We start from the raw sequence: 24,142 nt of genomic DNA, 5'->3' as shown, positions 1-24,142 counted from the left end.
GGCTACGGATGCAGGGTGATCCCCGCCCGGTCGATGTGCCCCAGCAATTCTGGATGGCGGATCAGGTGGCGCAGCTGCAGATCGATCTGCCAGGGCAGCAGCAGATCGTCGAGCTGGGCGCCCAGCACCAGCAGCTCCGCTAGGCCCATGTCCGGAGCCTCCTGCGGGAGTCCCGCAATGCTGGCGCTGACCATGGCGGATGAAAAGGGTGTACCCAGGCTAAGGACGAGCTGCAGCCATGCAGCGCAACACTTCAGCCAACCCCTCGAGCCAGTGCAACGGCTCCAGCCCCAGGGCGGCGCGGCTGGCGGTGCAGTCGAGCAGGGAATAGCTGGGGCGCTGGGCCGGCGTGGGGTAATCCGCCGTGGTGAGCGGTTTCACCCTGGCGGCCCGCTCCAGCAGGCCGGCCTCCACCCCCAGCTCACCGATCGCCACGGCGAAGTCGTACCAGCTGGCGGCGCCGGCATCGCTCCAGTGCAGGATGCGGAGGCCACTGGGATCTGCGGCGGGATCTGCGCCCACCCCGATCGCCCGCCAACAGGCCGCCGCCAGGGTGAGGGTGCTGGTGGGGCAGCCCACCTGATCGGCCACCACCCCCAAGGATTCGCCCGCCGCGGCCTTCAAAGCGTGGAGCCGCAGCATCGTGAGACAGAAATTTTTGCCCACCGGCCCATACACCCAACTGGTGCGCAGCACCCGCGCCCCCGGCAGCTGCAGCGCCGCCGCCTCCCCCGCCGCCTTGGTGACGCCATACACACCGAGCGGATCAAGCCGCTGCTCAGGCCGATACGGCGAACCCTGAGCCCCGTTAAACACAAAGTCGGTGCTCACCTGCAGCAGCCGGCCGCCCGTTGCCGCCAGCGCCTCAGCAAAGGCCGCCGGCGCACCGGCATTCACCGCCGCCGCCAGCTCCGGCTCGCTTTCGGCCTTGTCCACCGCCGTGTAGGCGCCGGCATTGAGCACCCAATCGGGCCGATGCTGCTGCACCGCCGCCCGGCAGGCCTCGGCATCGGCCAGATCAAGCTCGCCGCGGCTGCAGGCGATCAACTCCACCTCGGGCGGCCTGGAGGCGATCAGCTCCTGGCCCAGCTGGCCGGCGGCGCCGGTGAGCAACACCTTCATCAGAATAGGTCTCCTTCAGCAAGCTCGGCCAGCAGCGGCGCCACAGCATCCTTCTGCGATAGCTGGGGCTCGGCGCCAGCCAGGGCCTCGAGGGGCCAGGCAATCGCCAGCTGGGGGTCATCCCAGCGGATGGCGCGCTCACACTCTCGGCTCCAGAAGTCGGTGGTTTTGTAGAGCACCTCGGCCTGCTCGCTCAGGGTGAGGAAGCCGTGGGCAAACCCCGCCGGCACCCACAGCTGCTGCTTGTTGTCGGCGCTCAGCACTGACCCCACCCACTGGCCGAACGTGGGCGAACTCCGGCGGATATCGACCGCCACATCGAAGATCTCCCCCAGCACGCAGCGCACCAGCTTCCCCTGGGGATTGGGCGGCAGCTGGTAGTGCAATCCGCGCAACACGCCGCGGCTGGATCGCGAATGGTTGTCCTGCACGAAGGCGGTGTCGCCGGCGGCAGCGTTGAAGGCTTGCTGGTTCCAGCTTTCGAAGAAGAAGCCCCGCTCGTCGCCAAACACCCGCGGCGTCAGTAGCAACGGTCCCTGAACGGGCACGCCGGCCGCCGTGGTGAGCACTTCAACCTGCATCGGGGGTCTCCAGAAGTTGCAGTAGATAGTCGCCGTAGCCGCTCTTGCGCAGCGGAGCAGCCAGGGCCGCGAGCTGGTCGGCGCTGATCCAGCCCAGCCGCCAGGCCACCTCCTCAGGGCAGCCCACCTTCAGCCCCTGGCGATGCTCCAGGGTGCGGATGTAGCTGCCGGCCTCATGCAGCGAATCGCAGGTGCCCGTATCCAGCCAGGCCATGCCCCGGCCCATAAGCTCCACCCGCAGCAACCCCGCCTCCAGGTATTGGCGATTGAGGTCGGTGATCTCCAGCTCGCCCCGGGGTGACGGCTGGATGTGGCGCGCCCGCTCCACCACCGAATCGTCATAGAAGTAAAGGCCTGTTACCGCGTAGCGCGAGCGGGGCCGCGCTGGCTTCTCTTCCAGGCTCAGCACCTGACCGTCTGGCGCAAACTCCACCACCCCATAGCGCTCGGGGTCCCGCACCGGATAGGCAAACACCGTGGCTCCGGCCGCACCGCCATTACCGGCCTGCAGCTGGGGAATCAAATCGTGGCCATGGAACAGGTTGTCGCCCAGCACCAGTGCCGCAGGAGCCCCATTGAGAAAGTCAGCGCCGATCAAAAAAGCCTGCGCCAAACCATCCGGACTCGGCTGGATGGCGTACTGAATCTCCATGCCCCAAGCGCTGCCATCTCCCAGCAACCGCTCAAAAGATGCCAAATCATGGGGCGTACTGATAACCAGCACCTCCCGAATCCCCGCCAGCATCAACGTGCTGAGCGGGTAATAGATCATCGGCTTGTCGTACACCGGCAGCAGCTGCTTACTTACCGCCTGCGTGATCGGATGCAGCCGAGTGCCGCTGCCTCCGGCCAAAATTATTCCCTTACGGGTCATAGGGAACGCTCCGCTGGGAGAATGCTGCCATGGCAGCACTGCGCCTCCTAATCCACGCCCCTGGTGCCCCTGGCATGCGCTGGTTTGGCTTTGGGCCAGGCCTGCGCCCTACCCGGGGCCTGTGGAAGCTGCAGCGCCTGTTCAACAAGCACGCCTTCTGGGCCCAGCAGCGCAGCCACGGGCAGCTGCGCCGCCTGCTGGCTGGCAGCGCCGTGGTGGTGAGCTTGTGGCATGGCAAGCGCCTAGTGGGCTTCGGCCGGGCCAGCAGCGATGGGATCTATCGCGCCGTGCTCTGGGATGTGGTGGTAGCCGGCGACCTGCACGGCCAAGGCCTGGGCCGCCGGGTGGTGGAGGCCCTGCTGGCCGCCCCCGCCCTGCGCGGCGTTGAGCGCGTTTATTTGATGACCACCAACAGTGCTGGCTTTTATCAGCAGCTGGGCTTCCGCGATGCAGCCCCCCAGGCCCTACTGGTGAAACAAGGAGTTTCAGGGGCCTCGGGGGTTTCGACCGGATAGGCAAGCGCGCCAGCCGCCTCAGCTAGATCCCGATCGAAGGTCGCCGGCAACAGGCCCAGGCGATAGGCAAGCTGGAGCTGAAGCAAAAGGGGCAGGGCTGCAATGCCAGGCCTGTAGCGCTGGCGGTGGCGCACCATCGCAAAGTCGTCCGGCTCAAAGCAAACCACCGGACAACGTTCCGCCAAAAAGCCATCTAGCAACCGTTGCGCGGCCTGGCTGTCGAGCTCCCCCTCGAGCTCCATCACACTCCACGCACTCACCCTCAGCAGCCCCTCCCCCACCCGCTCCAACCAATTCAGAGCAGCGGCACTCTTTGGCCCCGGCAGCAGCAATGCCCGCAACAAAGAAACATCGAGCAGCCGGCCGTGGCTGCCCATGCGCCGCCAGGGTTCAAACGGCTCCATGGCCTGCCTCCTGGTGCAGACGACGTAAGCGCTCAAGCCAAAGCTCCGCTCCAGCCTGGCCTGCCAGCTCAGGAATCAGCCGCGCCACCGGTTTGCCGTAGCGACTGATCACCACGCACTCACCAGCTTGTATGCGATCGAGCAAGCCGGACAACTGCTGGCGAGCCTGAGCAAGCGGAACCGTGGTCATGGCGGCGGCGGGGGCGAAGGAAGGGTTGCGCTGATGGGCACTGTCAAAGAAGTTGTACAGCTGTACAACTTCCCGCATAGCGTCGAAACAGCACCACCAGCATTCCCACAGTCAGCATTCCCACTGTCAAGAGAAACCCAGTCAAGGGAAACCCAGGCAGCCGAAACCAACTACCCGCCACTTACGGACGCTGCGCCCACGTGGTAGCACCACCAAACCAAGCACCTTCGGCCCGGCGCCTTTAGTCGGGAATAGCCGCCATCAAGCTGCCCATCTCCAGGGCCTGCAGGCCGTAATTCCAGCCCAGGTTGCTCTTGATGCCGGCCCGCTCTAGGGCCTGCTGCAAGGTGTCGGTGGTGAGCACTCCGAAGATCACGGGAACGCCGGTGTCGCGGGCCACGGCAGCCACTCCTTTGCTCACCTCGGCCACCACCACGTCGAAATGGGGGGTGTCGCCTCGAATCACGGCCCCCAGGGTGATCACCACCTGGTAGCGACCGCTCGCCGCCAGGCGCTGGGCCACCAGGGGGATCTCGAAGCTGCCGGGCACCCAGGCCACATCCAGCTGGGCACTGGCATCACTGGTGTCGACTCCGTGGCGCGAAAGGCAGTCGAGGCAGCCGCTCAGCAGCTTGCCGGTCACCAGGTCATTAAAACGGGCAACTACGACCGCGATACGCAGACCAGCCGTATCGGTGAACCGCCCTTCAAAAATCGCCACGCTTCAGACCACAAAGATGCTCATGCCCCAGTTGAGCAGCACCAGGGCCACCCAGGCGAGGCCGCCAAGCAGGATCAGGCGATTGGAGCGACCTGAATCTTCACTGCTGGCGTAGAGCACCGGCACCGCCACAATCAAGGCGAACGACAGCACCACCAGAGCCAAAACGGTGAGGGTGTTGAGGATCTGCATGGATTAGCAGCGGCTACACGCCGATCGGTTGCGAGATTCTCACACGCAGACCCAGGTCAGCCGGGGCACCGCTTCACAACATGAAGCCACCGGCAAGTCGACCTACGATCCAACCTCACCAGGAAAGGGCCGTGGCCGCGGAAGCCGAACAACAGCTTTCGCTCACCGCCGCCCTGGGCCTGGCTGAAGAGCCCCAGCCCGCACCCGAGCCCGGCCCAACCCGGCCCCGCAGCCGTCAGCGCCAAGCCGCCCCAGCTGCCCCGCCGGCCGCAACCACAGCAAGCTCAAGCCCCGACTCCGACCTGCCCCCCTGGCACCACCACAGCCTGGTGGCACCAGAGCAGCTGACGCCGATGCTGCGTCACTACGTGGAGCTCAAAGCCGCCCATCCCGATCGAGTGCTGCTCTACCGCCTCGGCGACTTCTTCGAGTGCTTCTTCGAAGACGCCATCACCCTCTCGCGCCTGCTGGAGCTCACCCTCACCGGCAAGGAGGGCGGCAAGGCTGTCGGTCGGGTGCCGATGGCGGGCATCCCCCACCATGCCGCCGAGCGCTACTGCGCTGAGCTGGTGCGCCGCGGCCTCAGCGTCGCCCTCTGCGACCAGCTGGAAAGCACCCCGGCCAAAGGCGAACTGCTAAAGCGCGGCATCACCCGGGTGCTCACCCCCGGCACGGTGCTTGAAGAGGGCCTGCTGGCGGCCCGCCTCAACAACTGGCTTTGCGCCGTGGTGATGGAGGGCGCGTGCTGGGGCCTGGCGGTGGCCGATGTCAGCACCGGTGAATTCCGGGTCACCGAGCGGACCGGCAGCGCCGGCTTGCATCAGGAGCTGCTGCAAGTGGAGGCCGCCGAGGTGCTCTGGCCCGGCAACACCGCCAGTGCCAGTGCCGGCCCCTGCCCCACCTGGTGCCCCGAGGCCCTGCGGCTCACGCCCCTGCCCCGCACCCCCTTTGAGGCGCCGGAAGCCTCCGCCACCCTCAAGCAGCGCTTCGGCCTGGCCAGCCTTGATGGCCTGGGGCTCGGCGAAGCGCCGCTGGCCCTGCGCGCGGCGGGCGGCCTGGTGGCTTACCTCGACGACACCAGCCGAGCACGGGTGCCCCTAGATCCGCCCACCACCTGGCAGGCCGGCGACCAGTTGGTGCTCGATGCCGCCACCCGCCGCAACCTGGAGCTCACCAAAACCCAGCTGGGCGGCAGCGTCCACGGCTCCCTGCTCTGGGCGCTCGACCGCACCCACACCGCCATGGGTGGCCGCTGCCTGCGCCGCTGGCTGCAGGCGCCGCTGGTGGAGCGGCCAGCAATCCTGGAACGCCAGGGCGGCGTGAGCGAGCTGGTGGCCGATCGCGGCCTGCGACTAACCCTGCGCCGGCTGCTGCGCCCGATGGGCGACCTGGAACGCCTGGCCGGCCGCGCCGGCGCCGGCAGCGCCTCGGCCCGGGATCTGGTGGCATTGGCCGATGGTCTCGAACGCCTGCCCCAGCTGGCCGCCCAGCTCACCAACGCCACCAGCGCCCCGCTGCAGGCCCTGGCCCGCCCCTGGCCCGAACTTGAAAGCCTGGCCGGCGAGCTGCGCCACGCCCTGCTCGACACCCCACCCCTATCGCTCACCGAGGGCGGCCTGTTCCACGACGGCGTTGATCCGGCCCTCGATGAGCTGCGCAACCAGCTCGACGACCAGGACACCTGGCTGGCCCAGCAGGAATCCGAGGAGCGCCGGCTCAGCGGCCTCAGCAGCCTCAAACTCCAATACCACCGCACCTTCGGCTACTTCCTGGCGGTGTCGAAGGCCAAGGCGGCGGCGGTGCCGGAGCACTGGATCCGCCGCCAAACCCTGGCCAACGAGGAGCGCTTCGTCACCCCAGCCCTGCGCAACCGCGAGGGCGCCATCCAGCAGCTCAAAGCCCGCGCCGCCCAGCGCGAATACGAACTGTTCTGCGGCCTGCGCATCCAGGTGGGCGAGCAGGCCGCCGCCATCCGCACAGCTGCGCGCCTGGTGGCCGAGCTCGACGCCCTCGGGGCCCTAGCCGAGGTGGCCGCCACCAGCGGCTACTGCTGCCCCGAAATCACCGACCCCGCCGGTCCCGAGGCCCGCCTGCTGCAGATTGAAGCCGGCCGCCACCCGGTGGTGGAGCAGCTGCTGGTGGAAGAGCCCTTCACCGCCAACAGCGTGGTTCTTGGTGCCATCCCCGAGGCCGCCCCCCGCCCCGACCTGATCATCCTCACCGGCCCCAACGCCAGCGGCAAAAGCTGTTACCTGCGCCAAACCGGCCTGCTGCAGCTGATGGCCCAGATGGGCAGCTGGATCCCAGCCACCTCGGCCCGCCTCGGCATCGCCGATCGCCTGTTCACCCGCGTCGGCGCCGGCGACGACCTAGCCGCCGGCCAATCCACCTTCATGGTGGAGATGGCCGAAACCGCCAACATCCTCCACCACGCCAGCGAGCGCTCCTTGGTGCTGCTCGATGAGATCGGCCGCGGCACCGCCACCTTCGATGGCCTCTCGATCGCCTGGGCCGTGGCCGAGCACCTGGCCACGCCGGCCGAGCGCGGCGGCATCGGCGCCCGCAGCATCTTCGCCACCCATTACCACGAACTCAACGCCCTGGCCGGCCAGCTGGCCAACGTCGCCAATGCCCAGGTGCTGGTGCAGGAAACCGGCGACGCCTTGATATTTCTGCACCAGGTAGCCCCCGGCGGCGCCAGCCGCAGCTATGGCATCGAGGCCGCCCGCCTAGCCGGCGTTCCCGCCGCGGTGGTGCTGCGCGCCCGCCAGGTGCTGGGCCGCATCGAAGCCAACAGCGTCGTACAAGTGAATCAGGACGAACCCAGCGGGGCCGACGGCGCGCTTGCCGCCTGAAGCCAGGCAGCCCGCAGCAGGGCGTTGCAGGCCGCTGCCACCAGTCCGGCTCCGCCTTTGGAGCCCTCGAGCCGCATATGCACCAGGCCACTCTCAGCCAGGTGACGCTTGCTCTCCGCCACCCCCACAAACCCCACCGGCATGCCGATCACCAAGGCTGGTGGCGGCACTGCTTTTGAGGCAACCAGCTCCAGCAGCACCTCCAGGGCCGTGGGAGCGCTGCCGATCAACACCACGCCTGGCTGGCCCTGCCCGGCCAGCGCCGCCGCCATGCCGGCAGCCGTGCGCGTGGAGCCCGCCGGCGCCTGTTCAGGCGCCCACTCGAGCACGCTGCGCACCGGATTGGCGAAGGTGCGCCGCGCCATCGGCGCCACCGCCGCGGCCGCCATTGCAGTGTCCGTGAGGATCGGCACCCCCGCAGCTAACGCCGCCAAGCCAGCGCCGCAGGCGGTAGCGGGACAAACCAGATCGGCCGCCAAACCCGGATCACCGCTGCTGTGAATCAGGCGCAGCAGCACGTCCTGCTGCAGGGGGCTGAGCGGCGCCAGCGCCGCCGCCGTGCCCGGCAACTGCCGGATCAGCCGCAAGCTCTCACTAAAAATCGGGTGATCCAGGGAAGGCACTCCGCCAAGAGCCGCAGTTTCAGCATTACTCATGGTCCGATCCATTTCTCATGGCGCATTTCTCTTGGTCCAATTCTCTTGAACCAATTCTGTTGAACCGTTTCTGAGCGGTGCATCAATCACACCAGCAGAGCTGTCCTTGATTTTGTACAACTTGTACGGTCTGTACAGATTTGTGCACACCAATGCCTGACACCACCCTGGGCGTAGAGGCGGCCAGGCGCCGCCTGCCGGAACTGCTGGAGCGGGCGGCGGCAGGCGAGCGAATCGTGATCCAGCGCCACCGCACCCCCATGGCCGCCCTGGTGCCGCTCGCAGGGCAGGCACCGGTCGATCCCCTGGTCCGCCAACGTCAAATCCAGAGCCTGATGGCCCTACAAGGCAGCGGCCGGGGCTGCTGGGATCCCCAGCAACGCCAACCAGCCCGGCCAGCACCGCCACCGCCAGCTTTTGTACAACCTGTACACAACCTGCCCCACCAAGGCGCCTTCAGCCCCCGCCTGCTAGCCCACGGCTCCCGGATCGCCCTCGATGGCACCGCGCTGGTGGCCTTTCTGGCCGACGCCAAGGGCGCCGGCAAACACCTCGAGCCCCTGATGCAGGGCATAGAGGCTGGGTATTGGATTGGGGTTGTCAGCAGCTTGAGCCTGATGCGGGTGCTGGAGGGGCCCCTGGCCCGCGGCGACGAGGCCCTGACCCAGCGCTACATCCAGGCTTTCAACAATCCCCACCACTGGCAACTGATCCCCAGCGATGGCGCCATCGCCGCTGCCGCCGTGCGTCTGCGCCGCCAGGAACCCCAGCTCGACGACAGCTGCGCCATCGAACTTGCTACTGCGATCCATTCCGGCGCAGTGGTGCTGGTCACCGACCATCCGGCCCTGGCCCAGACTGAGCTCCATCCGGTGCTCAGCGCCCTGCGGATCTGAGCACCGCACACCACCCATGCCCATTCACCTGCTCTGGGGCGACGACGAGGCTGCCCGCAACCGTGCCGTCGAAGCGCTGGTGCAGGCGCAGGTGGATCCCAGCTGGGCCACCATCAACCTCAGCCGCCTCGATGGCAACGACGCCGGCCAGGCGACCCAGGCCCTCGAGGAGGCCCGCACGCCGCCCTTTGGCGCCGGCAGCCGCATGGTGGTGCTGCAACGCAGTCCGTTTTGCAGCCAGTGCCCAGCTGAACTGGCCGAGCGTTTCGAGGCCGCCCTGGCCCAGGTGGCGGATGGCTGCCATCTGGTGCTGGTGAGTTCCGGCAAGCCGGATGCCCGGCTGCGCACCACCAAAGCCCTGCAGAAGCTGGTGAAGGCTGGCCAGGCCAGCGAGCAAAGCTTTGCCCTGCCAGCCATCTGGGACGGAGCCGGCCAGGTGGAGCTGGTGAGCCGCACGGCCCGGGAGCTGGGGCTGAAGCTGGAGCCAGCCGCAGCGGCAGCCCTCTCCGATGCCATCGGCAACGACAGCGCCCGCCTCGCCAGCGAGCTTGAAAAGCTCAGCCTCTACGCCAATCCCATCACCCTCGCCGCCGTGCAGGCCCTGGTGGGCGGTCAGACCACCAGCTCCCTCGCCGTGGGCGATGCCCTGCTGGCTGGCCAGCCAGCCGACGCCATTGCCCGGCTCGATGCCCTGCTGGAGGCCAACGAACCGGCCCTGCGGATCGTTGCCGCCCTCAGCAGCCAGATCCGCGGCTGGCTTTGGGTCACCCTGCTCGACCAACAAGGTGAAAGCGACGTAGCGGTGATCGCTAAAGCGGCCGGCATCGGCAACCCCAAACGCATCTACGTGATGCGCAAGCAGATCCGCGGCCGCCAGCCCGCCGTCTTCCTGCGCCTGCTCAGCCAGCTGCTTTCAGTGGAGGCTGCCCTGAAGCGGGGCAGTGATGCGGGCGATGCCTTCCGCGACGGCTTCCTGCTCAACGCTTAAGAGATCAAGACGGATAATTAGTCCTTCTTTCACTGACGCCAACCGCCGCACCCCGCCATGGCCCTGCTGGTTCAGAAGTTTGGCGGCACCTCGGTGGCCGATGTGGAGCGCATTCAGGCAGTGGCCCGCCGCATCGCCCGCAGCCGTGAAGACGGCCACGAGCTGGTGATTGTGGTTTCAGCGATGGGCCACACCACCGACCAGCTCTCCGGCCTAGCCCGCGCCATCAGCAGCAACCCGCCCCAGCGGGAGCTGGACATGCTGCTAGCCACCGGCGAGCAGGTATCGATCGCCCTGCTTTCCATGGCACTGCACGCCGAGGGCGTGCCGGCGGTGTCGATGACAGGCACCCAGGCGGGCATCGTCACCGAATCGGCCCACGGCCGCGCCCGCATCCTGGAGATCCGCACCGAACGGCTACGACGCCTGCTCGCTGATGGTCAGGTGGTGGTGGTGGCTGGTTTCCAGGGCACCAGCAGCGGCGCCGGCGGCACCCCCGAGATCACCACCTTGGGCCGCGGCGGCTCCGACACCTCGGCGGTGGCCCTGGCAGCAGCGCTGGGCGCCGATACCTGCGAGATCTATACCGACGTCCCTGGGGTTCTAACCACCGACCCCCGCAAAGTGGCCGACGCCCAACTGATGGCCCAGGTGAGCTGCGATGAAATGCTCGAGCTGGCCAGCTTGGGGGCTTCGGTGCTGCACCCGCGGGCGGTGGAGATCGCCCGCAACTACGGCGTGCCCCTAGTGGTGCGCTCCAGCTGGAGCGAGCAGGCCGGCACCCTGCTCACCAGCGGCGCCCCCAGGCCAATTGGCCATGAGGGGCTGGAGCTGGGTAAGCCGGTGGATGGCGCCGAACTCCTAAAAAACCAGGCCGTGCTGGCCCTCGCCCACGTGCCCGACCGGCCCGGAGTGGCAGCCCAGCTGTTCGAGGCCCTCGGCGCCGCCGGCCTCAACGTGGATCTGATCGTGCAAGCCACCCACGAGGGCAGCTCGAACGACATCGCCTTCACCCTGGCCGCCGCTGAATGCGACCGGGCCCAGCTGGTGTGCCGCGAGGTGCTGGCAGGGCTGGGCGCGACCCTCAACGATGGCGGCGCCCAGCTGAGCGCCGAAGCCGGCTTGGCCAAGCTGAGCATCTCTGGAGCCGGGATCATGGGCCGGCCAGGGGTGGCTGCCCGGCTGTTCGACACCCTGGCCCGCTCAGGCATCAACCTGCGCCTGATTGCTACCAGCGAGGTGAAGGTGAGCTGCCTGGTGGCTGGAGACCAGGCGGATCGGGCCCTGCGGGCCGCTGCCGAAGCCTTCGAGCTGCCTGATCAGCAGCTGCGCCGCGATCCCAGGCCCTGCCATCAGGGGGATCCTGCCGTTCGCGGCGTTGCCCTCGACCGCGATCAGGCCCAGGTGGCAGTGAGGCGCCTTCCCGATCGCCCTGGCACCGCCGCGGCCGTCTGCCGCACCCTGGCCGACGCCAGCATCAGCCTCGACGCGATCGTGCAATCCGAGCGCACCCACGCGGGGCCAAGCCGTGATATGAGCTTCGTGCTCAAACGCGACGATCTGACGCGGGCACAGCAGACCCTGGCGCCCCTACTGCGGCAATGGCCCGGCTCCAGCTTCGAGGAGGGGCCCGCCATAGCCCGAATCAGCGCAGTAGGGGCTGGTATGCCATTCACCCCAGGCACAGCAGCCCGCATGTTCCGCTGCCTAGCTGACGCAGGCATCAACATCGAACTGATCGCCACCAGCGAGATCCGCACCAGCTGCGTCGTAGCCGAAACCGATGGGGTAGCAGCTCTACAGGCAGTGCACGCCGCATTTGCACTTGGAGGCATCGCGCAACATCGGGCCGAAGGCACCGAGGCGCCTGGCGAGGTCGAGGGATCGATGGCATGAACTGGGGCCGCCACCGCCTTCCCCTTGCCCTCGCGGCAGGTCTTGACGCTGCTGGGTTAATCGCCGCAGCGTTAACCGTAAACGGCCTGCGCCAAAACAGTGTTGGCAATCAACAGCTCTTGCTGCTGGGCCTAGTGCTGATCTACCTGAGCCTGGGCTGGCTGTTCGGCTCCTACACCCTGCTGAAACTGACGCGGCTGCGCTGGATACAACTGCTGCTGCGGCTCGGAATCACCAGCGGCGCCAGCATCGTGGCGGGCGCCCTGCTGGGTTGGCTGCTGCGGGTGCCTCAAGACATCACCCTGCTGCACCGGGGCAGTCTGATTCCTATGTTCAGCCTGGTTTCCTGCTGGAGCGCCCTAGTGCGGCTGGGGCTGCGCCAAGGCCAACATCTGTCCTCCCAACCTGCCTGGCAGATCGTGGCGCTGCCACAGGAAGTGGAGGCCATCACCAAGGAATGGCTGCGCAGCTACGGCAACACTCCCCTGCCGCCAATCTTGCCGTTCAGTTCCACGCTCTGGGAACGCGATTCCCCCAACGCCACCATCGCACTCACCAGTGGCGTAGCCGCCGAAGCGGACGTACAACAATTTTGCCAACAGGTAGTGGGCCAGGGCCATCCTGTGCTGTCCCTGGCGGCCATGGCGGAGCAAGAACTACTGCGCATTCCTCCCCACTGGGTGGGCGATCAATGGCTGCTGTTTTCAAGCCGCATCGATGGCAATAACAGCACGTTTGAGCAGCAGCTCAAGCGCTTCGCCGATGTGTTGATCAGCCTCGTGCTGCTGGTGATAACCAGCCCGGTCGTGGCGCTGGCCGCCCTATTAGTCCGAGCGCAGGACGGCGGTGCCGTGATCTATCGGCAACAACGCACTGGGCTAATGGGCCAGTCCTTCGCTGTGCTGAAACTGCGCACCATGGTGCCCCTAGCCGAAACAGGTAGCGCCCTATGGGCAGCAGAGCAGGATGCGCGTATAACTCCGATCGGCCAATGGCTGCGCCGCACCAGGCTCGATGAACTGCCCCAGCTGATCAACGTGCTGCGAGGGGAGATGAGCCTGATCGGCCCGCGTCCGGAACGGCCCGAACTAGAGGGTCAGCTAGAGGCGGAAATCCCCAACTACCGCCTGCGCCACTGGGTGCGGCCCGGCCTCAGCGGCTGGGCCCAAGTGAACATGCCTTACACCTCAAGCATTGAGGATTCGGAGTTGAAACTGAGCTACGACCTTTTCTACCTGCGCAATGCCGGGCTCTGGCTGGATCTACTGATCATGGTCAAAACCATCAAGATCGTGCTCAAGGCAGCCGGTCGTTGACCCCTCACAATCGCGCTGATCAGAATCGCGCTAATGCTTCCCCACCAACTTCTGGCGCAGGTTTTTAATCTTGTCGCGCAAGTTGGCAGCCTCTTCAAACTGGAGATTCTTAGCAGCCCCCTTCATCTTCTCTTCGAGCTGCTGGATGAGCTCCGGCAGGGCATCCAGCGGCACATTGTTGTGCTCGGCCTGCTCGGTGGCCTCCTCCAGCTGGTCGTCGTTGAGCCGCCGTGACATCTCCAGAAAGGAGAGAATCGAATTTCCGGCCCGCTTGCCTGCAGGGGTGGGGGTGATGCCGTGCTCAACGTTGTAGGCGTGCTGAATGGCGCGGCGGCGCTCGGTTTCTGAGATGGCCTTAGCCATCGAATCGGTGAGGTTGTCGGCATAGAGAATCGCCATGCCCTCGATGTGGCGGGCAGCCCGGCCGATGGTCTGAACCAAGGAGCGCTCGGCCCGCAGGAAACCCTCCTTATCGGCATCAAGAATCGCCACTAGCGATACCTCAGGCAGGTCCAATCCTTCCCGTAGTAGATTAACGCCAACCAGCACGTCATATTCACCATTCCTGAGATCTTGGATGATCTCAATCCGCTCAATCGAATGAATCTCGGAGTGCAAATAGCGCACTCGCACGCCGTTTTCGGCCAGGTAATCGGTGAGATCTTCTGCCATGCGCTTGGTGAGAGTGGTCACAAGCACTCGCTCGTTCTTCTCCGCCCGCACCCGGATCTCGCCGAGCAGGTCGTCCACCTGACCCTCACTGGGGCGCACCTCCACGATCGGGTCGAGCACCCCGGTAGGGCGAATCACCTGCTGCACAATCTGGCCACTGCTCTGCTCCATCTCCCAGTTACCAGGAGTGGCACTCACAAAGATCGTCTGCTGGGCCTTCTCCCAGAACTCCGAACCCTTGAGCGGCCTGTTGTCGGCAGCGCTGGGCAGGCGGAAGCCGTGCTCAATCAGCACCTGCTTACGCGACTGGTCGCCGTTGTACATCGCCTGCAGCTGGGAGCAGGTGACGTGGCTCTCATCCACCACCAGCAGCCAGTCTTTAGGGAAATAGTCGATCAGGCATTCCGGCGGCGTGCCCGCCTCTCGACCGGCCAAATGGCGGGCGTAGTTCTCCACGCCATTGCAGTAGCCCACCTGCTCGAGCATCTCGAGGTCGTAGGTAGTGCGCTGCTCCAGCCGCTGGGCCTCTAGGAGCCGCCCCTGACCGTTGAGTACATCGAGCCTTTCACGCATCTCGTGGCGGATGGCCAAGATCGCTTCCGCCAGCCGCTCCTTTGGCGTCACAAAGTGCTTAGCCGGATAGATATTGATTGTGTCGAGGCTTTGCAGGATCTCCCCGGTGGTGGGATCCACGTAGCGGATCGCCTCCACCTCATCACCAAAGAGCTCAATCCGCACCAGCCGGTCTTCATAGGCCGGGCCGATCTCCAGCACATCTCCCCGCACCCGAAAACGACCGCGGGAAATCTCCAGGTCGTTGCGGGAATACTGGTTGTTTACCAACTCCCGCAGGGAGCCTCGCAAATTTAGGGTATCGCCCACCTTAAACTTGACTGCAGCTTTTAGATATTCACTGGGGATACCTAAACCATAAATACAACTAATAGAAGCCACAACGATCACATCGTTGCGTTCAAACAGCGAACGGGTCGCCGAGTGGCGCAGCATGTCGATCTCTTCATTGATCGAGGCTGTTTTGGCGATGTAGGTGTCGGAGACAGCCACATACGCCTCGGGCTGGTAATAGTCGTAGTAGCTAATGAAATATTCAACAGCGTTATTCGGGAAGAACTCCCGCAGCTCATTGCAGAGCTGGGCCGCCAAGGTTTTGTTGTGGGCCAGCACCAAAGCAGGGCGCCCGGTCTGGGCGATCACGTTGGCGATCGTGAAGGTCTTGCCGGTGCCGGTGGCGCCTAGCAGGGTCTGGTAGCGCTCGCCCCCATCAACACCCTGCACCAGCCCGGCAATGGCCGTGGGCTGATCTCCCTTGGGTTGGTAGGGGGCGTGGAGTTCAAACGGAACCATGCCCCCATTCTCGGGGTCAAACCACCGGAGCTGTGGTGATTAGGGCAGCTGCGCGAGTGAAGTCGACATCAAGGCCAAGGATCCGCAGGATCACGGCCGACAACACGGCATAGACAACGCCGCCGAGAATCGCGCTCACCACTCCGTTTTTGAGGCGGAATCCCTTGATCAACCAAGCCGCCAGACCAAACAGCACCACGGTGATTGCCCAGTTGAACAGCAGGCTCACCGGACTGATCAGGCCCCCCAGGCTGGTGACCGCCCACACCGGACCCAGCAGCAGCTTCAGCGGCCAGATCAACAGGGTGCCCAGCAAGCCGATCACCACAGCGGAAAGCATGGCGATCGGGAAACTGCTCACCTCCACTCCCAAGGGAAGCCAGGCCACAATCAACAGCACAATGGCCCTAATCGGCCACTGCAATAGCCACATCAAAGAACCCATGAAAAAGATGCGGTGATCATTGCCGCAAAATAGTCATGGGTTCAGGCAGAAGCCACTGAGCTTGGCGTTAACCAACAACGATTGCGCCTGCAGGCATTCCAAGTGCCTCGCGTAGACCGCGCACGACGGCCACCATGGCCAGCGGGTCGTTCAGCTTGTTGATCGCCGAACCAACCCCCACACCGGCGGCACCGGCGGCGATTGCCATCGGCACGGTGACGGCGGAGAGGCCAGAGGCACACAGCACCGGGGCAGCACTACCCGCTTCAACACTTTCCGCCGCAGCCAAGGCCCGGCTGATGCTGTGGGCAGCGGCCAGGGTTGGAGCCGCCTTCTCAATAAGGCCGAGGCTGCCAGCGCTGAAGGGCTTAGCGCTTGTGCCGCCCTCGGTTTGGATGATGTCGGCACCGGCGGCCACCAGATCCACCGCCAGCTGCTCCTGCTGATCGAGGGGCAGCACATGGGGCACGGTGACGCTCAACACCACCTCGGGCAGCAACTCGCGAGTGCGGCGGGTGAGCTCAAGCACCTCGGCGGCATCGAAGATGCGACCGAGGGGGTAAAAGGCGTCGTAGTTACCAATTTCAACCATTGCCGCCCCGGCAGCCACAGCGGCGGCAAACAGCTCGGGCTCAACTGCGCTCACGCAGATCGGCAAACCGCTCACTGCAGCGGCCAGCTGCACCAGCTCCGGATCGCAGGCCACATCGATCAAATCGGCTCCGCCTAAGCCAGCGGCTCGGCAGATCCGCTCCACACTGGCAGCATCAAAATTGGTCAGGCCAGCGATCACCTTGAGCAGGCGGCGATCAGCAAGCGCGGCTTGCAGGGCGGAGGGCAGCTGCTCAAGACGCGACTTCGCAACCATGGAAACGCAAGATTTGAATATTGAATCGATTCTCCCACCCGGACCGCGCTGGAGCCCGGACCACCTGCGGCTGCATCGCCACCTGCGGCACCATCCCGACCTGTTGCCGGCAGGAGCGCCGCTGCTGCTGGCCCTCTCGGGTGGTCAAGATTCCATGGCCCTGCTGGCCCTGCTACGCGACCTGCAGCGCCTGCACCAGTGGCCCCTGCACCTCTGGCACGGCGACCACCGCTGGCGACCGGAGTCGGGCCAGGTGGCAGCGGAGCTGGCCGGTTGGTGCAGCGACCAGGGGCTCGAGCTGCACGTTTCCTCCTGGCTGAGGCCGCTGGAGGCAACCAGCGAAGCTGACGCCCGCCACTGGCGCTACGGCCAGTTGGCTAAGCAGGCCAGATGTTTGGGGGTGGGCCATGTGGTGACCGCCCACACCGCCAGCGATCGAGCCGAAACTCTGTTGCTGCAACTAGCCCGAGGCAGCCATCGCCGCGGCCTGGCGAGCCTGCGCAGCCTGCGCCCCCTCACCAGCCCATCGAGCCCAACCACCGATCCAAGCGAGCCAATCGCGCTGGCGCGACCGCTGCTGCCCTTCTCCCGGGCCGACACCGCCCGGCTTTGCGAGCAACTGACGCTGCCCGTGTGGCACGACCCGAGCAATACCGACCGCCGCTACAGCCGAAACCGAATCCGGGCCGAGGTGGTACCCGTGCTGGAGGAGCTCCATCCCGGCGCCGCCAAGAGGATCAGCGCCCAAGCAGAGAGGCTGGTGGAAGAGGTGGAGAGCCGCAACGAATTAGTGAATCTGGCCCTGCAAAATCTAAAAACAGCCGGCAGCCAGGCTGGGACACCAGGCCTACAGCGCCAGGAGCTGGGCGGCCTAGCCGTAGCCAACCAGCGCCAACTGCTGCATCACTGGCTTGAGCAAAGCACCAGGCTGGCGCTCCCAGCCAGGCAACTCGAAGAACTATTGCGGCGGCTGCAACCGGGCCATCCCCCAGGCCAGGCAGACCTAGGCGCGGATTGGCAGCTGCGCTGGGATCGCTGCACACTGTGGCTGCACCATCCCGCCGCACACCTGCCGCAATGACAACCTCGCCGAACTCGCTGCAACAGCGTTATGAGGCCATTGAGCGGGTTTACAGCGAACGCCAATGGGACGATGTGGCCCGCTTAAGCGAGGAGCTGCTGCTCGAGCTGCCCAACGAGCCCGCCGACCCCCTGCGCCAAAGACTGCAGCTCTTACTAGGCCACACCTACCTCTACGGCTACCAAGACAGAGCTACAGCAACCGGTTTTTACAGCCGCGTTCGAGCAGCCACGCAAGAACCCGTACTGCGGGATATCGCCGACCAGGGGCTGGAGCAATGCGCCAGCCAGGCAGCACAACTGGAAGTTGCACCGGAGCAAGCCTCGAATGCACCAAGCACTGGAGGCCAAGCCTTCCCCTTCGGCAATGAGCCAGTAGCGGGCGGAACAGTAATTAGCAGCTCTGGCTCGGCCATGCCCTGGATGGAGCAACTTGGAGGCATCGAGGCGGCGGAGGTTCAGGTGCCCGTGCCGGCGCAGGTGCCGAATCTGTTAGTTGAAGTGGTCGATGAGCCAGAGCTGATAGAGGTGGCCCAGGCAGATGCGGCGACTGCTCAAGAGCTGGACGTCGCCGTGAGCAAAGAGAGCCTCGCTGAGCCAGAAGGGCGTTTTGCCAAGCAAGTCGGAGGCCCTAGCCCCGAGGAGTTCGCCGAACTCTCCAAGGGGCTGCTGCGAGTGGTGATCCGCTGAGCTGGTGCTGGGGCCGATCAGCCCGCAATAGCGGCTGAACGGCGGCGCCGGGTACGGCCGGCGGGTTCCGGCTCGAGCTCTGCTGGGGCTGGGGCCGAAACCTCAGCAACTACAGCGGCTGGGGCGGCAGTAGGAGCAGACACAGGCGTGGCCGCAGAGGCGGCGGCTCCAACGGCAACCAGCTGACGCTGGGGTGCCGGCACAGCGCCATCACGGCCACGGGCACCTGCATCACGACCACCTCCATCGCGGCCGCCTCCATCACGGGCAGAGCGACCCCGGGGAGCGGGGCGGCTGTCGGGTTCGGCGTCGGCGCGGCCCTTGTAAGCAGGCGTACCGGCAGGGGCTGGCTGCACCAGGCAAATGATCAACGGCTCCACTTGGAGCTCGCGGCGCAGGCGGCGTTGCAGACCCACCTCTACCTCTCGCTGCACACCGACCCAATCCACCTCAGGGGCCTTGCCACCGGTGTTGCGGCAGAGCTGATTCCAGCGATTTTCCAGCACCCAGCCGATTTCGCGCTCGGCCCACATCGAGAGTCTGCGGGCATCAGCAGTGGTGACCACACCACGGATATTCACCCGCGGCGGCGCAGCCATCACACCGTCGGTGCTGATCACCGCAAGCAGAGTGATCACGCCGTCTTCTGCCAGCTGCTGGCGCTCCTTCAGCACCCGGGCATCAACGATGCCGTTGCGGGAAGCATCCAGCAGTTCGATGCCGGCCTTGACGGGGTCGCCTTTACGGATCGAATCGGCAGTGAGCTCCACCACATCACCGTTGTCGATGATGAGCATGTTGTCGCCTGGTACCCCCATCGACTGGGCGGTTTTGCTGTGGGCCACGAGCATGCGGTGCTCGCCATGCACGGGCACAAAATACTTGGGCTTGGTTAGGGCCAGCATCAGCTTCTGGTCTTCCTGGAAGCCATGGCCAGAGACGTGAATACCCTCGCCCTTGCCATAAACCACCTTGGCGCCGAGCATCATCAGCCGGTCAATGGTGTTCACCACCGAGATGGTGTTGCCAGGGATCGGGCTGGCCGAGAAAATAATCGTGTCGGTGCTTTTCACCTGCACCTGGGGATGCTCACCACGGGAGATGCGGCTCAAAGCTGCCAGGGGCTCACCCTGACTACCAGTCATCAGCAACAGAGTTTCGCGGTCGGGCAGATCACGTATCTGCTTGATCGGCACAAACAAATCATCGGGGGCGCGCATATAACCCAACTCCCGCGCCTTGGCAATAACGTTGAGCATGGAGCGGCCCAGCAGTCCCACCTTGCGGCCGTTCTTTAGGGCCAACTCCAGGATCATCGACACCCGGTGAATCGAGCTGGCAAAAGTTGTGATGATCACGCGGCCTTCTGCCTGGGAGATGTGACGATCCAGGCAAGGGAACACCGAACGCTCGGGAGGGCAGAAGCCCGGCACCTCGGCGTTGGTGGAGTCACTGAACAGGCAAAGCACCCCCTTGTCGCCGTAATGGGCGAGGCGAGCCATGTCGAAGGTCTCGCCATCCACCGGCGTGTGGTCAAATTTGAAGTCGCCGGTGAAGATCACCGTGCCCACAGGGGTGGTGATGGCCAGCGAGAAGCTGTCGGCCATCGAGTGGGTGTTGCGGATGAACTCCACTGAAAAATGTTGGCCCACCTTCACCACATCGCGGGGCGCGACGGTTTGAAGGATGGTGCGATCCATCACACCGGCCTCCTCCATCTTGCCGGTGAGCATGGCCAACGCCAGGCGCGGTCCATGAATCACGGGGATGCTGAAGTTTTTAAGGTGGTGGGCAATACCACCAATGTGATCTTCGTGACCATGGGTCACGATCATGCCGCGAATCCGCTTCTGGTTTTCCTTGAGATAGCTGGTATCTGGCATCACCACATTGACGCCATGCATCCCATCACTGGGGAAGGCCAATCCAGCATCCACCAACATGATGTCGTCGCCGTACTCGAACACGCAGGTGTTCTTGCCGATCTCATGCAGGCCGCCCAGGGGAATCACCCGCAGGTGAGGCGGCTTGGTGGCGATCTGACTGGTGCCCTGGGCTCGGCCGTTGGAACTGGTCATGGAGAAGGAGTTTTAGGGAAAAGGAACAAACTGAATCGATCTGGTCTCAAGCCTTGGCGTCAGGTAGGACGCAGGGCGGCCAGGGTTTCGGAGAGGCGTTGTCGCACGTCGGTGGTGGCGGAAAGCAGGGGAAGACGGGGTGCACCCACGGGCCAGCCGCTGAGCTCCAAGGCGGCTTTGACGGGGATCGGGTTGGTGCTGCAGAAAAGGGACTTGCACAGGGGCAGCAGCTGGTCGTGCAGAGCCAGGGCTTGGGCCAAATCCCCCGCGTAAAAGGCGCGCACCATGGCGCTGATCTCAGCGCCGGCCAGGTGGCTGGCCACACTCACCACTCCCACAGCACCAACGGCAAGCATCGGCAGGGTGAGGGCGTCGTCACCGCTATAGATCGCCAGACGGTTGCCGCACAGGGCCCGCAGGGCGCTCACTTCTTCTGTGCTGCCGCTAGCAGCCTTGAAACTCACCACGTTGGCGCAGTCGAGCAAGCGGGCCACGGTGGCTGGCTCCAGGCTGGTGCCTGTACGACCAGGGATGTTGTAAAGCATCAGGGGCAGATGGGGTGCCGCCGCTGCCACAGCGCGGAAATGGGCCTCAAGGCCGTCCTGGGGGGGCTTGTTGTAGTACGGCACTACCACTAGGGCGCCGTCCGCACCGAGGGCCGCCGCCTGCCGAGTCGCCTCCACCGCTTCGGCGGTGCAATTGCTGCCACTTCCCGCCAGCACGCTGGCCCGATGCCCAACCGCTTGCTTCACGGCAACTAAAAGAGCGTGCTGTTCGTCCCAACTGAGCGTGGGTGATTCGCCAGTGGTGCCGCACACCACGATTCCATCGGAGCCTTGGTTGATCAGATGCTCTGCCAGCTGGGCCGCAAGGCCCAGATCCACCGAACCATCGGCGGCGAAGGGGGTCACCATCGCCGTCAGCACGCGGCCAAATAGCGGAGTGGCTGGCTGGATAGGGCTCAAGCAGCACCTCCGGGCAAAACCGCTCCAGTTCCAGCCGCCGGGCCCTGGATCAACAGCTCGGCAATCTGGATCGCATTGAGAGCCGCACCCTTGCGGATCTGATCACCGCAGAGCCACAGTTCCAGGGCATTGGCATCACTGAGGTCCTGGCGGATACGTCCCACCGCCACCGGATCGCGGCCCGTCACATCCGTGGGCATCGGGAAACGGTTGGCCTCAAAGTTTTCCAGCAGCTCCACGCCGGGGGCATCAGCCAGCAGGGCTCTGGCCTCCTGCACCGGGAAGGGCTCATGAAATTCAATATTTACGGCCTCTGAATGGGCCCGCAGCACCGGCACCCGCACACAGGTAGCCGAAAGTCGCAGCTCCGGCGTGCCCATGATCTTGCGGGTTTCGTTGAGCATCTTCAGCTCCTCCTCGCAATAACCGTTGGCCTGCAGCGGAGAGTTGTGCAGAAAAAGGTTGAAGGCCAGGGAGTGGGGCAGCACCTCACTCACTGGCTCACCTCCATCGAGCACGGTCCGGCTGAGCTGGCGCAGCTCCTCCATCGCCCGGGCACCGGCGCCGCTGGCGCTCTGATAAGTGCTCACCAGCACACGCCGAATTGGCCGACGCGCCGCCAAGGGGGCCAAAACCAGGGTGAGCAGAATTGTTGTGCAGTTGGGGTTGGCAATGATGCCCCGATGGGCAAAAGCAGCCTCGGGGTTCACTTCTGGAACCACCAACGGCACCTCCGGATCCATTCGGAAGGCGCTGGAGTTATCGATCACCACGGCGCCAGCCCGGGCCGCCACCGGGGCCCACTGGCGCGACACCGAGCCGCCGGCTGAGGCGAGCACCACGTCCACCCCTTCAAAAGCTGAGGCCTCCACGGGCCGGATCGCCAGCGATGTGCCCTGCCAGGCAAGGCTTTGACCAGCGGAGCGGGGTGACGCCAGGGGAATCAGCTCAGCCACAGGAAAGTTGCGCTCAGCGAGCAGCTCGAGTAACTCCTGGCCAACGGCACCGGTCGCACCGAGCACCGCAACCCTCAAGGGGCGACTGGGCAGGCAGGGAGATGGCGGGGTAGGGACGGGCTGGGCGGCGGTCAAGGGAGCGGGAGAAGAATCAAAACTCGGTGGCGGAGCTGGTGATCAAACGTCAAACCAGCTAGGGGCGGAAAGCTGCAACAAAGAAACCGGCCATGGTCGAAGCCGTTGTTTGCTGATTCGGGACCTATCGCTTTCGTCGTGCGCCGAACCGACAATACGCGCTGGGAGCTCGGAACGGCCGCTTTCTAGGATCGGGGTCTGCAACTGTTTTCCATGAGCTCAGCCGCCGCCCCCGCCGCCAGCCCGCTGTCGATAAAAGCCAGTCCCCGTCCGGGCAGCCGCGTGGCCCTCGAGGTGGCCATCCCCGGCGGCCGCAGCCAGGCCAGCTATGACGCCGCCGTGGACAAGCTGAGTCGCAGCATCAAGCTTCCCGGCTTTCGCAAGGGCAAGGTTCCCCGGCCCGTGTTGCTCCAGCAGATCGGCCCCCTGCGCATCCGCGCCACGGCCCTAGAAGACCTAGTGGACGCCGCTTTCCGGGATGCTGTTAGCCAAGAAATGGTGGTAGCCATCGGCAGGCCCGAGCTCACCGAAGGCTTTGAAGTCGTGATGGAACGCTTCGAGCCCGGCAGCGCCCTCACCATCACCCTGGAGCTCGACGTCGAGCCCACACCAAAACTCAAGTCCACCAAGGGGCTAAAGGCTGAGGCCGAGGCAATCAAGTTCGATCCGGCCCGCATCGATGAACTGATCGAGCAGTCGCGCAAGCAGCTGGCCACCCTGGTGCCCGTAGAAGGCCGCCCCGCCGCCAGCGGCGATGTGGCGGTACTCAGCTTCAGCGGCATCTACGTGGATAGCGGCGAGGCCATCAGTGGTGGCAGCAGCGATGCCATGGAAGTCGAGCTGGAGGAGGGCCGGATGATCCCCGGCTTCGTCGAGGGCGTAATCGGCATGGCTATAGGCGCTAGCAAGACCATCGACTGCCAGTTCCCGGAGAGCTATCCCCAAGAGGAGGCCGCCGGCCGCCAGTCGCGCTTCGAGATCAGCCTGAAAGACCTCAAGTGCCGGGAACTACCCGCCCTTGACGACTCCTTTGCCCAGCAGGCCAGCGACAAAGCCACCCTGGCCGAACTGCGCAGCGATCTGGAAACCCGCCTCAAGGACGACGCCGAGCGCCGGGCTAAGGCCAGCCGCCACGACGCCCTGCTCGCCGCCCTGGTGGAGGAGCTTGAAGTGGAACTGCCCGAAACCCTGGTTCAACAGGAAATCCGCAACCTGGTGGAGCAGACAGCAGGACAGATCGCCCAGCAGGGCATGGACGTCAAAAAGCTGTTCACCCCCGACCTGGTGCGCTCATTGATGGACACCTCCCGGCCGGAGGCAGAGGAGCGCCTGCGCCGCAGCCTGGCCCTCAAGGCCCTCGCCGCCGCCGAGGCGATCGAGGTGGAAGCCAAGGAGCTCGAAACCAAAATCAAGGAGATCAGCCGCGGCCTGAGCCAGCAGGGCAACATCGATCCCGAAAGATTGCGTCTGGCCGTTGCCGACGACCTGCTGCGCGACAAGCTGCTGGAGTGGCTTGAGGCCAACAGCACCATCACCGAAAAGGCTGCCACCCCAGCCGACGCCGACCCTGATGAAGCAGGCGAGGAGCAGGCAAAGACCAAAGCGAAAGCCAAGGCCAAACCAGCCAAAGCCCAATAGCCACAGCCAGGACCAATAGATTGGTCCTCCGAGAGCTTCCCCGC

24 protein-coding genes are annotated in these 24,142 nt (G+C 65.2%); 9 read left to right on the top strand and 15 right to left on the bottom strand.

Annotated elements, in window-relative coordinates; translation table 11 throughout:
- Positions 1-2 precede the first annotated feature (2 nt).
- Genes KBY99_RS09315 through rfbA form a run of 4 tightly spaced genes read right to left on the bottom strand, consistent with a single transcriptional unit; the run spans position 3 to position 2,577 of the window.
- On the bottom strand, positions 3-194 hold the full coding sequence (locus tag KBY99_RS09315; RefSeq protein WP_254998743.1) for a hypothetical protein: 192 nt from the start codon (positions 192-194) through the stop codon (positions 3-5).
- A gap of 25 nt (positions 195-219) precedes the next feature.
- Positions 220-1,122, bottom strand: a complete 903-nt coding sequence (rfbD, locus tag KBY99_RS09310) for a dTDP-4-dehydrorhamnose reductase (protein ID WP_254998741.1) — start codon at positions 1,120-1,122, stop codon at positions 220-222.
- Positions 1,122-1,703, bottom strand: coding sequence for a dTDP-4-dehydrorhamnose 3,5-epimerase (rfbC, locus tag KBY99_RS09305; protein ID WP_254998740.1), 582 nt, complete (start codon positions 1,701-1,703; stop codon positions 1,122-1,124). The genes rfbD and rfbC overlap by 1 nt, the downstream gene beginning before the upstream one ends.
- On the bottom strand, positions 1,693-2,577 hold the full coding sequence (gene rfbA / locus KBY99_RS09300; RefSeq protein WP_254998737.1) for a glucose-1-phosphate thymidylyltransferase RfbA: 885 nt from the start codon (positions 2,575-2,577) through the stop codon (positions 1,693-1,695). Before rfbA ends, rfbC begins: the two co-directional genes overlap by 11 nt.
- A 29-nt stretch (positions 2,578-2,606) precedes the next feature.
- Here rfbA and KBY99_RS09295 point away from each other — a divergent pair, with 29 nt between their 5' ends.
- A complete protein-coding gene (locus KBY99_RS09295; RefSeq protein WP_254998735.1) occupies positions 2,607-3,092 on the top strand; it encodes a GNAT family N-acetyltransferase in 486 nt (161 codons plus the stop codon).
- Here the strand turns inward: KBY99_RS09295 and KBY99_RS09290 are convergent.
- From KBY99_RS09290 to psbZ, 4 genes are all read right to left on the bottom strand, one after another.
- A complete protein-coding gene (locus KBY99_RS09290) occupies positions 3,005-3,496 on the bottom strand; it encodes a hypothetical protein (protein ID WP_254998734.1) in 492 nt (163 codons plus the stop codon). The two genes, KBY99_RS09295 and KBY99_RS09290, sit on opposite strands and share 88 nt — an antisense overlap.
- Positions 3,483-3,764, bottom strand: a complete 282-nt coding sequence (locus KBY99_RS09285; RefSeq protein ID WP_254998733.1) for a type II toxin-antitoxin system Phd/YefM family antitoxin — start codon at positions 3,762-3,764, stop codon at positions 3,483-3,485. Before KBY99_RS09285 ends, KBY99_RS09290 begins: the two co-directional genes overlap by 14 nt.
- Before the next feature lie 163 nt (positions 3,765-3,927).
- Positions 3,928-4,407 carry a 6,7-dimethyl-8-ribityllumazine synthase gene (gene ribH / locus KBY99_RS09280; RefSeq protein ID WP_254935255.1) on the bottom strand — a complete coding sequence of 160 codons (480 nt, stop codon included), beginning with the start codon at positions 4,405-4,407 and terminating at the stop codon, positions 3,928-3,930.
- 3 nt (positions 4,408-4,410) lie between these two features.
- Positions 4,411-4,599: a photosystem II reaction center protein PsbZ gene (psbZ, locus tag KBY99_RS09275; RefSeq protein WP_106632462.1), complete on the bottom strand. Its 189-nt coding sequence runs from the start codon at positions 4,597-4,599 to the stop codon at positions 4,411-4,413.
- 80 nt (positions 4,600-4,679) lie between these two features.
- On the opposite strand from psbZ, the gene mutS reads away from it, so the two are divergent.
- Positions 4,680-7,454, top strand: a complete 2,775-nt coding sequence (mutS, locus tag KBY99_RS09270) for a DNA mismatch repair protein MutS (protein WP_254998732.1) — start codon at positions 4,680-4,682, stop codon at positions 7,452-7,454.
- On the opposite strand, the gene KBY99_RS09265 is transcribed toward mutS, so the two are convergent.
- Complete coding sequence (locus tag KBY99_RS09265; RefSeq protein ID WP_254998730.1) at positions 7,412-8,110, bottom strand: precorrin-8X methylmutase; 699 nt, start codon at positions 8,108-8,110, stop codon at positions 7,412-7,414. The two genes, mutS and KBY99_RS09265, sit on opposite strands and share 43 nt — an antisense overlap.
- A gap of 152 nt (positions 8,111-8,262) precedes the next feature.
- Here KBY99_RS09265 and KBY99_RS09260 point away from each other — a divergent pair, with 152 nt between their 5' ends.
- Genes KBY99_RS09260 through KBY99_RS09245 form a run of 4 tightly spaced genes read left to right on the top strand, consistent with a single transcriptional unit; the run spans position 8,263 to position 13,206 of the window.
- Positions 8,263-9,006, top strand: a complete 744-nt coding sequence (locus KBY99_RS09260) for a hypothetical protein (RefSeq protein ID WP_254998729.1) — start codon at positions 8,263-8,265, stop codon at positions 9,004-9,006.
- A gap of 16 nt (positions 9,007-9,022) precedes the next feature.
- Complete coding sequence (gene holA, locus KBY99_RS09255) at positions 9,023-9,994, top strand: DNA polymerase III subunit delta (protein ID WP_254998727.1); 972 nt, start codon at positions 9,023-9,025, stop codon at positions 9,992-9,994.
- Positions 9,995-10,051: 57 nt separating this feature from the next.
- Complete coding sequence (locus KBY99_RS09250; protein ID WP_254998726.1) at positions 10,052-11,890, top strand: aspartate kinase; 1,839 nt, start codon at positions 10,052-10,054, stop codon at positions 11,888-11,890.
- Entirely contained in the window at positions 11,887-13,206 is a 1,320-nt protein-coding gene (locus tag KBY99_RS09245) for a sugar transferase (RefSeq protein WP_254998725.1), read from the top strand. The genes KBY99_RS09250 and KBY99_RS09245 overlap by 4 nt, the downstream gene beginning before the upstream one ends.
- A 30-nt stretch (positions 13,207-13,236) precedes the next feature.
- Here the strand turns inward: KBY99_RS09245 and uvrB are convergent, their stop codons facing one another.
- The 3 genes from uvrB to KBY99_RS09230 all read right to left on the bottom strand — a co-directional run bounded on the left by uvrB (position 13,237) and on the right by KBY99_RS09230 (position 16,556).
- A complete protein-coding gene (gene uvrB, locus KBY99_RS09240) occupies positions 13,237-15,243 on the bottom strand; it encodes an excinuclease ABC subunit UvrB (RefSeq protein ID WP_254998724.1) in 2,007 nt (668 codons plus the stop codon).
- A gap of 16 nt (positions 15,244-15,259) precedes the next feature.
- On the bottom strand, positions 15,260-15,688 hold the full coding sequence (locus KBY99_RS09235) for a phage holin family protein (RefSeq protein WP_106632469.1): 429 nt from the start codon (positions 15,686-15,688) through the stop codon (positions 15,260-15,262).
- Between the two features lie 67 nt (positions 15,689-15,755).
- Entirely contained in the window at positions 15,756-16,556 is an 801-nt protein-coding gene (locus KBY99_RS09230; protein ID WP_254998723.1) for a DUF561 domain-containing protein, read from the bottom strand.
- On the opposite strand from KBY99_RS09230, the gene tilS reads away from it, so the two are divergent.
- Both tilS and KBY99_RS09220 read left to right on the top strand, forming a co-directional pair.
- On the top strand, positions 16,555-17,637 hold the full coding sequence (tilS, locus tag KBY99_RS09225) for a tRNA lysidine(34) synthetase TilS (RefSeq protein ID WP_254998721.1): 1,083 nt from the start codon (positions 16,555-16,557) through the stop codon (positions 17,635-17,637). The two genes, KBY99_RS09230 and tilS, sit on opposite strands and share 2 nt — an antisense overlap.
- On the top strand, positions 17,634-18,326 hold the full coding sequence (locus KBY99_RS09220) for a hypothetical protein (RefSeq protein WP_254998720.1): 693 nt from the start codon (positions 17,634-17,636) through the stop codon (positions 18,324-18,326). Before tilS ends, KBY99_RS09220 begins: the two co-directional genes overlap by 4 nt.
- 17 nt (positions 18,327-18,343) lie before the next feature.
- Here the strand turns inward: KBY99_RS09220 and KBY99_RS09215 are convergent, their stop codons facing one another.
- From KBY99_RS09215 to KBY99_RS09205, 3 genes are read right to left on the bottom strand one after another with little or no spacing between them, the layout of a single operon-like run.
- Positions 18,344-20,404, bottom strand: coding sequence for a ribonuclease J (locus tag KBY99_RS09215; protein WP_254998719.1), 2,061 nt, complete (start codon positions 20,402-20,404; stop codon positions 18,344-18,346).
- A gap of 59 nt (positions 20,405-20,463) precedes the next feature.
- Positions 20,464-21,369, bottom strand: coding sequence for a 4-hydroxy-tetrahydrodipicolinate synthase (gene dapA, locus KBY99_RS09210; protein ID WP_254998717.1), 906 nt, complete (start codon positions 21,367-21,369; stop codon positions 20,464-20,466).
- Positions 21,366-22,460 carry an aspartate-semialdehyde dehydrogenase gene (locus KBY99_RS09205; protein WP_254998714.1) on the bottom strand — a complete coding sequence of 365 codons (1,095 nt, stop codon included), beginning with the start codon at positions 22,458-22,460 and terminating at the stop codon, positions 21,366-21,368. The genes dapA and KBY99_RS09205 overlap by 4 nt, the downstream gene beginning before the upstream one ends.
- A 213-nt stretch (positions 22,461-22,673) precedes the next feature.
- Here KBY99_RS09205 and tig point away from each other — a divergent pair, with 213 nt between their 5' ends.
- The gene (gene tig / locus KBY99_RS09200; RefSeq protein ID WP_254998710.1) at positions 22,674-24,098 is read left to right on the top strand and encodes a trigger factor; all 1,425 of its coding nucleotides are present in this window, start codon (positions 22,674-22,676) and stop codon (positions 24,096-24,098) included.
- Positions 24,099-24,142 lie beyond the last annotated feature (44 nt).

It is taken from the genome of Cyanobium sp. Maggiore-St4-Cus, from assembly GCF_024345615.1.
Taxonomy (GTDB): domain Bacteria; phylum Cyanobacteriota; class Cyanobacteriia; order PCC-6307; family Cyanobiaceae; genus Cyanobium_A; species Cyanobium_A usitatum.
Note: the sequence above shows the minus strand (reverse complement) of the source record. Positions and strands in the feature narration are given on the sequence as shown.